Consider the following 9000-nt stretch of genomic DNA (forward strand, 5'->3'; position numbering starts at 1 on the left):
CCGAACCGTTACGGCTCAGCTCAAAGTGATCCACATCCGTCTCGGACAGCGTGTTCCAGTTCAACGTCACCAATCCGTTGCCTGCGACCGCGTCAAAGCTGCCAAATGCAACCGGCAGGATCTCGTCGTACTCAAACGTCAGACAGACCCAATTCAGCCAGCCATCGTCTCCGCCGTACAGGTCGGTGATGGCCAACACCCACGCGCCAACCGCATTCTCGCCGTCAACCGCGGCCAACGGGCTGTCAGGAATGAAGCTGCCGCTGAACGGCGCAACGCCTGATCCAATCGCGGTCGTCGCTTCGTCGTCAAACGTCGTGCAGGTGAAATTGTCACCGCTGCCGCCGTTGCCCATCGAAAGGTCAACTACTGTTCCCATCGGGGAAGTCAGCGTGATTTCCAGGTCGCCGTCATACGTATGAACGATGTCGAGGCACACATTCAGATCGGTAATCTGGTATTCAATCGGAACATTGATCGTCACAAACGTTGTCGGAATGGCGTCGCTGATCGGATACGTCGTGTTGTCCAAAGCATATTCGCAATGCGTATTCGGATGATCCGGGCAATCGCAAACGAACGGCTCTGCACACGGACGGCACGTGCGGCTCAGAACATACTGAGATTCGCACGGAAGTCCCGTGAATGCCTGTGGCAGCACGATCACTATATAGTCGCCCGGTAGCAAGCACGCGTCAAAACAAATTTCAACGCACGGTTCCGTCGCTGCGAAATAGATTGGCGGAACTACTCCACCATTGATGTCAGCACACGGAGCAAACGGGAAGATATACATCGCGCCGGCGAACTCGGTCGTCAGGCAGAACAGGTTGCTGTCCATGTCTTCGGTGACCGTGAACAAATACCAATCGGTATCGCGGTAGCTGGCTCCTTGGAACAGGAATGTCCATGCCGTTCCGCACACCACTTCGCCGCAGCCAATCGTGCCAAACGCCGGCGGATCAACATTGCAGCCGCCGTTGAAGTTGTCAACATATTCGTCACCGCAGCCGACTTCGCCTTCCGGACGTGAACCTTCCGGACAAACGATGTCGCAAGCAACGCATTCCTCCATCGTCAGCACGTAGTCGCCGCAAGCCGTGCCGTAACCGTCAACAACGATGCAGTAGTTGTGGCCCGCCAAAAGCGGAACACACTCAAGCAGTGAGCGATACGAGCCCGTCGAACCCGGACATGGAGACGCGTCGTCGTTACATGCAATCTCGCCGCCGGGCGTCGGTGCGCCGTCATAAATGTAAAGTTTCGTGTCATATCCCGACAAACACAGGCTGAACGTCACATCCATGTCAACTGCCGGTGTGAAGCTATACACCACGTCCGGTGCTGTTCCACCGGCGTACGGACAAACCGCATCATAATTGTTCGCAAATCCGCACGTCGTGCCCGTTGCCGTGAACGGTACGCCCGGAACCGGGAACGCGTTGCAGCAAAGGTCACCTTGCGGTGCCGGAGCCGGACACGGACTTGACGTGCACGAAGCGCCCACAGCCCACAGACCGCCAAGGGCCGCGCATTCCAAAGCCGTCAGATTTTCTGCGCAGTCATAGCCAATGCACGGATCGCCATAGCAACAGCGGCCGGTCGGATCCTGCGAAGGCGGATTGAACTGAATCACTCTGCCCGGAACGATGCCGGCGACATTGCAAAGATACTGCAAGCCGTTCGCCCCCGCCGCTTCGAGTCCTACGGTCGCGGACGTTGACGCATGCGTATATTCCGTTGGATCGTCGCTGAAAACTACCTTGATCGTTCCGTTTGAACGAATGTGAACCTGGAAGGTCGTCACACCCGTACCGGAGTATGGATCCATCTTCTGGTACTGCGCAATGAAGTGGCCGGCATTGTCGCTCCAATAGCGAATGAACGGCGTTGTGCCGTTGCCGTTGCAGCCATTGCTCGCGCCAGCTGTAATCATGTCATCCCAATACGCGCAAATCATGTTGTTCGTGTTGGTTGTGTTGATACAAACGTTCGACCAATTCGAGAACGATGTGCCAAAACTCATTGTACCATTGGTGCTCAGATACACTCCCGTGTACACGGTTCCATAATACGTGAAGTTGAAACCTAATGGTGCCAAAATCGCTGCATCATCGCCGCTCGGACCGTCGAAAGCCGACGGATCACCGCATAGTTCCATCCACTCATAGGGTGCGTCATTCGGATTGTCCGCATTGTCCACCCACGTGTAACCATAGGCATCCGGACCGCCGGTCGCGTCCAGACCGTTGCCCTCATAACGGCTGTCCTGCGAATTCCAGTAAGTCTCCAATACTGACTTTTCGCCGGCCGTCAGGAATTCTCCGGCTTCATACTTTAATAGTGCGGATTTCACCGCATCCATTTGAACGTCGCTGACCAATACCGGCGCAACGTTGCTCACATTTACTACGGGCTTTGTTACATTCGCTGCCCACGCCGCGCTTGCGACCATAGCCAGCACCAAACACAATGCCATTAATTTTCTCATCTTACTCTCCTCTGTTTTCGGAACGGTCAAATGTAGGCACAGATTCTTGTCCTATCGAGTATGCTTAATATACTCCTCGCATGATGAAAAAACAACGAATTCCATTCGTATGTGAAATTTTTTGCTTAGTGTCACTGACCCGCAAGTTCGTTGCAAAGACTTGAAAATTGTTCGTATATGAAACCTCAATGGGATACTTGCATTAACTTGATTATAAGTTGACCTCTTGCAACATATTTTGAACTGTATAATGCATTCGTCACTATGCGTCTGATTGTTTTCCATTACACCTCACGAAATGCACCACAAAAAAGCGGGGCGAACCATCTCGGTTCGCCCCGCGCTGTCTCAAGGCTTTCCAATAAGCTTTCGCGTTCGCGTCAGCTCATCGGGTCCAGCGTCAACGCTGGCTACTTCATCAGCACCATCTTCGACTGAGCCGTGAAGCCGTTGGCTTCCATCTTATACAGATAGAGACCGCTCGATAGACCCGTCGCGTCAAAGCTCACAACATGACGGCCCGCTTCCATATTGCCGTTCACGATCTCGGCAACCTTCTGGCCCATCACGTTGAAAACGCTGATTGACACCTTGCCCGCTTCAACCATGTCGAACGCGATGTTCGTCGTCGGGTTGAACGGGTTCGGGTAGTTCTGATGCAAGGCGTATTCCGTGATAACCGCCGACGCGCTCGGCGTGGCCGACAGAGTGGCAAGCGTCGCGCGGTCGCCGTTGACGTCCACCGAAACCAGCGTGTAATCATAGGTCACACCGTTGGTCAAGCCGTTGTCAACATAGCTGTACGTCGCGCCGGTCGCGCTGTTCTCAGCCGTTACGTCCGCAACCTTGCCGCCGTCGCGAAGCACTTCGAAGCTCGCCACGTTCGACTCGGACAGCGTGTTCCAGTTCAATGTCACCAATCCGTTGCCCGCTACAGCGTCAAAGCTGCCAAAAGCAACCGGCAGAATCTCGTCGTACTCGAACTTCAGGCAAACGCCGATGACGTATCCGAAATCACCGCCAACCTGATCATCAAACGTAATCGTCCAGTTACCGACTGCGTTCTGACCGTCAAATGCGGACAGTGCGTTATCTGGAATCCACGAACCCGTAAACGGTGCCGAACCGGAGGCCACTGCATTCGCAGCTTCATCGTCAAATTCCGTGCAGGTCCAGTTGTCACCGCCGCCGCCGCGATTGTCGGACAGAATGATTTCTGTGCCCAACGGGGACATCAGGCGGATTTCGACGTCGCCGTCAAACGTATGGACAGCGTCGATGCTGACGTTCAAGTCGGTAATCTGGTATTCGATCGGAACGTTGATGGTGAAGCTGTTCACCGTTACGTCAGCGATCGGATAGGTCGTATTGTCGAGAGCCAGAATGCCATGCGAATTCGGGAAGGTTGAGCAGTAGCAAGTGCAAGGATTCGGATCCGGGCAGGTGTTGTCCACGCAGTTGCCGCCGGCCGTCCACGTGCCGCCCAAGGCCGCACATTCGGATTCAAGCGCGTTATCTATGCAGACCGCTTCGTCGCCGCAGAAGCCTTCGCCCTGAAGGACATAGCAGCAGCTACCGCCGCACGGACCACCGTCCGCACAGGTGGTGCTGGCATCAAAATCGCCGCCCAGCAATTCACACTCGGCAGCCGTCACATCCGCACAAGCAGGAGCGCCCGTCGGATCGGTGTAGCAGCAGCGGCCAAGAGGTGAACAGTTGATGGCACCCGTGCACGGAACGCCGTCACTAACGATGGAAAGTTCGTAGTTGCCGTTTCCTGAGCCCCAACCGTCAACCACGACGTAATAGACAGAACCGGCATTCGAGCAGAATCTGGCGGTCGAACGGAGGCCGCTGAATGAACACGTTGCATCGTCATTACCTGCGACGCAGTTCAAAGCGCTGCACTCGCCGCAGAAGACTGCGATCTGAGTGTCATAGCTCGTACCCGGATTGCAAAGCGAAACGGTAATGGTCGTGCCATCGCCGACAATGCTGTACCACTTATCCGGCGCCGTGTTGGAACCTTCATAAGGATCCGTCGAACCCAATGCGCACTGGAAGCCCGGATCGTTGTCAACGCCGCCGGTCGTCGTGCCGGCATAGTTCGCACCAATTCCGACCGCAACTGCAGACGCGCAGTCTGAACCTCCAGGAACTGTCAACGGACACGGATTGGCCGCACACGTTGCCGTCGCTGACCACGTGCCGCCAAGGGTCGTGCAAAGCAGCTGCGTTACTTGCGCACAGTCGTTGCCGTTGTTGTAGCAGCAGCGGCCCGTCGGGCAAGGATTGTCGACACAATTCTGGCCGGCTGTCCACACACCGCCCAACGCGTTACATTCAAGCTGAATGTTCGTCGCGCATTGATCTGCACCATTGGCAACATAGCAGCAACGGCCGGTCGGACACGGATTAGCTGTACACGTGGTGTTTGCACCACCCCACTGTCCACCCAACAGAGCACATTCGTCACCCGTGAGTTCAGCACAGGCACCAACACCACCGTCGAGATAACAGCAACGGCCGCTCGGAGCAACAAGCGGCGGCAAGAACCAAACCGCACGGCCTGTTAGGTTACCGGCGATGTTCGCTGTCGTTGAGCAGTAATACGTCAACGCGTTGCCAGCACCAACGCCCTGGATGGCAACCGTCGGAGAAGGCTCCGTCGTTGAAGTACCATAGCGGTTCAAATCAAGATACTGCAACTTTATCTTGCCGTCAGGATAAAGAATCGCCTGGAATGTGTACACATGCATGAAGGATGGGGAGAATCGGCCAACCGAATCCCACTGGACGATAACGTGTGTTCCAAAATCCTGGAAGTAAACGCCACCAGAGTCACTCACCGTTCCGAAAGCTCCGGTTCCGCCGCGACGCGAGTCAAGGTCTTCCCAGAACGCCATTACCGCAGGACCACGAGCCGCTGAAGGCAGCGCACAAGTGTTCGAAAACGCTGTAGCAGCAACTGTAAACTGAATCAAACCGTCGGTCGTCACGTTGGCACCCGTGTAGCCCGAGCCGTAGAAGGGGAAGTTGAAGCTGAACGCAACAGGGTTCGTGCCGCCGTCTGCATTGCTGGCTGCGGCGAGGAGAGTTCCCGTCCCCGAAATTTCTTGCCAGGCAAACGTCGCCGTATCTGGCGCTTGATTATCCAACCAAGTGTACCCGTATGCATCCGGTCCACCTACCGCGTCAATTGCGCCGTCGCCGCCCGCTTCACGATCAAGACCCAAGTAGTCAATAACCGCGGCCTTCTCGGCTTCGGTCATGTCCAGACCTTCTTCGTAAAGCATCAAAGCCTTTTCGAGGTCAACAACCTCGGCCTGTTTCAAAACAGGAGTTTCTTTCACGTCAGATTTGCCAGCAAAGGCCACCGAAATGACCACTGCCAGCATCATACAGACCGCACAAAGCTTCTTCATACTGTCTTCCCTCTGCTAATTTTAGGTTTTCCCATTGGTTCCCACGAATTCAAGATATACGCAAAACATATCTAATATATTCCATACACTGCCAGTTTGCAAACCTCCGTCCGCCGTCTAAAAAATTTTCTCAATTTTAGCGCTTGGGGCACCTATATTTTAATTATTGTTTTAACATAAATTTATGAACTAACAAAACCCTCGCATTCTGCAAGCTACCGGCAAACGAGAGGACTCCTTGTTCGCTTGCACCTGCTTTCAACCGAAATCTACCCGCTTGGCCTCGAAATTGCGCCTAAGTTCACATTCAGCCTTGACTTTCATAACCCAAATGGTTAGTTTTGAATGCTGAATCCTGTGTGCACGATTCATCAGCATTGAATCTAAGTTCAGCTAATTTTTAACTTGCGGCCAAACTCCTCTGGTCATCGCCGCATGTCCAATCCCATATCATATGCCACAGAGCGAAACGTTGTCCCTGAAACTTACCCTTGCAACTGTCCTGATTTGCCTTTCATCCGGGCTCCTATTCGCCCAAAATGTCAAGCAAGCACAGTTTCTGAGCACCAATAGCCCCGGAACAACTTCCATTGCGGCATTCAAGGGTTTTGCCGGACAGCCCATCGTCACGCCCTCGACGACCGGCCAGTCCGGTGTTGCCTTCGCGCCAAGTTTCGTCCGGATTATTCGTCAACTGACCATTCAGATTCCCTCCGGAAGCGAGACTCCCGGACTTGTGCCGCTCGAATTCGCCTTGGGACAGAACTTTCCCAATCCCTTCAATCCAACGACGGTCATCCCGTTCACGCTCGACAAAAGCAGCGGAGCGACTCTGGTGATCTACAATCTGCTCGGGCAGCAAGTCCGCACCTTCGACCTGTCACAACTGACCGCCGGCGAATACGAGCTGACGTGGGACGGCAAAAACTCCCACGGCATGTCCGTCCCCAGCGGACAATACTTCGCTCGTCTGTCGCACGAGTCTCGTGTTCAGGTTCGCAAACTCACTCTGATTAAGTAACCATTCTACATACCGGGATTTCTACATGAAATTCGCAGCCCTACTGTTTGCCGCTGTCCTGTTCGTCACCTCCGCTTTTGCGATCGTGCCGACCACGATGACCTATCAAGCGATTTTCACCGACCTCGAAGGCAACGTCATGCCCGACGGCGTGTATGAAATCGGCTTCCATATCTTCTCCTCGCCCGTCGGTGGCCCCCCCGTGTGGTCGGAATGGCAGGACGTCACCGTTACCGACGGCGTGTTTGAAGTCATTCTCGGCACGTGGAATCCGCTCGCACCGTCCGACTTTCTCGACCCCGAAGGAGACGGTGTCTGGATGAGCCTGTCCTACAACGATACATGGATGAATCCCCGGCAGTTCATCTCGTCTGTCCCGTTCGCCTTCATCGCCTGTCTTGCTGACTCCGCGAGAAAACTGGGCATACATACGCCCGAAAGCCTGACCGATTTCATCAACTCGACCAATAACTTCATCAACTCGTTTGTTGCGCGACAAGTCACGTCATTCATCCACCGCGAGACCAGTGTCATTACAATTGACGAGGATGATGAATCCGAGTTTTCGACGCCCAACTTCTCCTTGAATGTTCCGTCTATCGTGACATTTTGGGGAACCGTGGGGGAAGTTAACACCGTGGATGAGGATGAATTCGAAAATTACACCACCATTCGGGTTGACATTGTGAATGTAAACACTGAACAGGTCGTCGCCTCTTCTATTACGACCGGCGCAGCCTTGCCGGGAAGTCCCTCCGTGCAAACGATCAGCGCCCAATTGCCGGCTGGTACTTACCAACTGGTGATGGAACTCTTTTGTGAAGATCAGGAAGTTCAGTTCCACGGCTTTGAGTTGGGCGCACTTTATCAGTCCGCGCCGACACGTTAGCCCGCATGGCTTGCAAATAATATAGGCAAAGCCCCGCAGTTTTGTGCGGGGCTCTCTATTTGTGAATTTATGAAATCCTTATCACACTCCCATACTTTCGGCCAGGACATTCCCCGCGCCGGTGAAAAACGCACGCTCGTCGTCGTGTTCATCACACTCACGATGATGATTGTCGAAATCACCGCCGGTATCCTCTACGGCTCAATGGCCTTGCTCGCGGACGGCCTGCACATGGCCTCGCATGCCCTCGCGCTCTTCCTGAGCTACATCGCCTACATCCTCGCACGAAAATACTCCAACGACTCCCGCTTCAGTTTCGGCACCGGCAAGATCAATGCGCTCGCCGCCTTCACCAGTGCCACGCTGCTCGCGCTCTTTGCCTTCATCATGGCCTATGAAAGCGTCATGCGCCTCCTGCATCCCGTTCCCATTGTCTTCAATCAGGCCATTGCCGTCGCGGTTGTCGGTCTGGTGGTAAACGGCGTCAGCGCGCTGATTCTCGGGCATTCCCACGACCATGGACATCATGAGCATCACGACCACCATCCTCATGAACACGGTCATGACCATTCGCATCATGAAGACCACAATCTCCGTGCGGCCTATATTCATGTCCTCGCCGATGCGCTGACCTCCATCACGGCCATCTCCGCACTGCTGGCCGCGAAATACTTCGGCTGGATTTGGATGGACCCCGTCATGGGAATCGTCGGCTCGATTCTCGTCAGCAGTTGGGCTGTCAGATTGCTCTATGATTCCGGTAAAGTTCTCCTCGACCGGCAGGCTCCGCAGGCAATCATCGAGCAAATCATCAGCTCCATCGAGAAAGACCCCGGCACAAAGGTCGCCGATATCCATGTCTGGTCCATCGGCCCCGGGCTCCTCTCCTGCGAACTGGTCGTCTCAACTCCCTATGACCATACTCCCGACCACTTCAAACTTCTCTTACCCAAGAATGTCGGCATCGTCCACTCCACCGTGGAGATTCATAAAACCTAATCACGGCATGTGTATTCCTATTCCCCCTCGCTTCAGCGGGGGGGCTAGGGGGGGTCTCTGTCTTCCCCCTCGCTTCAGCGGGGGGGCTAGGGGGGGTCTCTGTCTTCCCCCTCGCTTTAGCGGGGGGGCTAGGGGGGGTCTCTGTCTTCCCCCTCGCTTTAGCGGGGGGGCTAGG

General features: G+C 54.7%; 5 protein-coding genes. 3 read left to right on the top strand and 2 right to left on the bottom strand.

Features of this window, described 5'->3' with window-relative positions:
* Positions 1-2491: proprotein convertase P-domain-containing protein (locus HUU59_13325; protein NUO20421.1), on the bottom strand; the 2491-nt coding region annotated here is incomplete at its 3' end.
* A 410-nt stretch (positions 2492-2901) separates the two neighbouring features.
* Positions 2902-5916, bottom strand: coding sequence for a T9SS type A sorting domain-containing protein (locus HUU59_13330; protein ID NUO20422.1), 3015 nt, complete (start codon positions 5914-5916; stop codon positions 2902-2904).
* Between the two features lie 472 nt (positions 5917-6388).
* Between HUU59_13330 and HUU59_13335 the strand changes: the two genes are divergently transcribed.
* The 3 genes from HUU59_13335 (at position 6389) to dmeF (ending at position 8825) form a co-directional block, all read left to right on the top strand.
* Entirely contained in the window at positions 6389-6937 is a 549-nt protein-coding gene (locus tag HUU59_13335) for a T9SS type A sorting domain-containing protein (GenBank protein NUO20423.1), read from the top strand.
* Positions 6938-6962: 25 nt separating this feature from the next.
* A complete protein-coding gene (locus HUU59_13340; protein NUO20424.1) occupies positions 6963-7826 on the top strand; it encodes a hypothetical protein in 864 nt (287 codons plus the stop codon).
* A 69-nt stretch (positions 7827-7895) separates the two neighbouring features.
* On the top strand, positions 7896-8825 hold the full coding sequence (dmeF, locus tag HUU59_13345; protein NUO20425.1) for a CDF family Co(II)/Ni(II) efflux transporter DmeF: 930 nt from the start codon (positions 7896-7898) through the stop codon (positions 8823-8825).
* Positions 8826-9000: the final 175 nt, after the last annotated feature.

Source organism: bacterium, assembly GCA_013360195.1.
Taxonomy (GTDB): Bacteria; Electryoneota; RPQS01; order RPQS01; family RPQS01; genus JABWCQ01.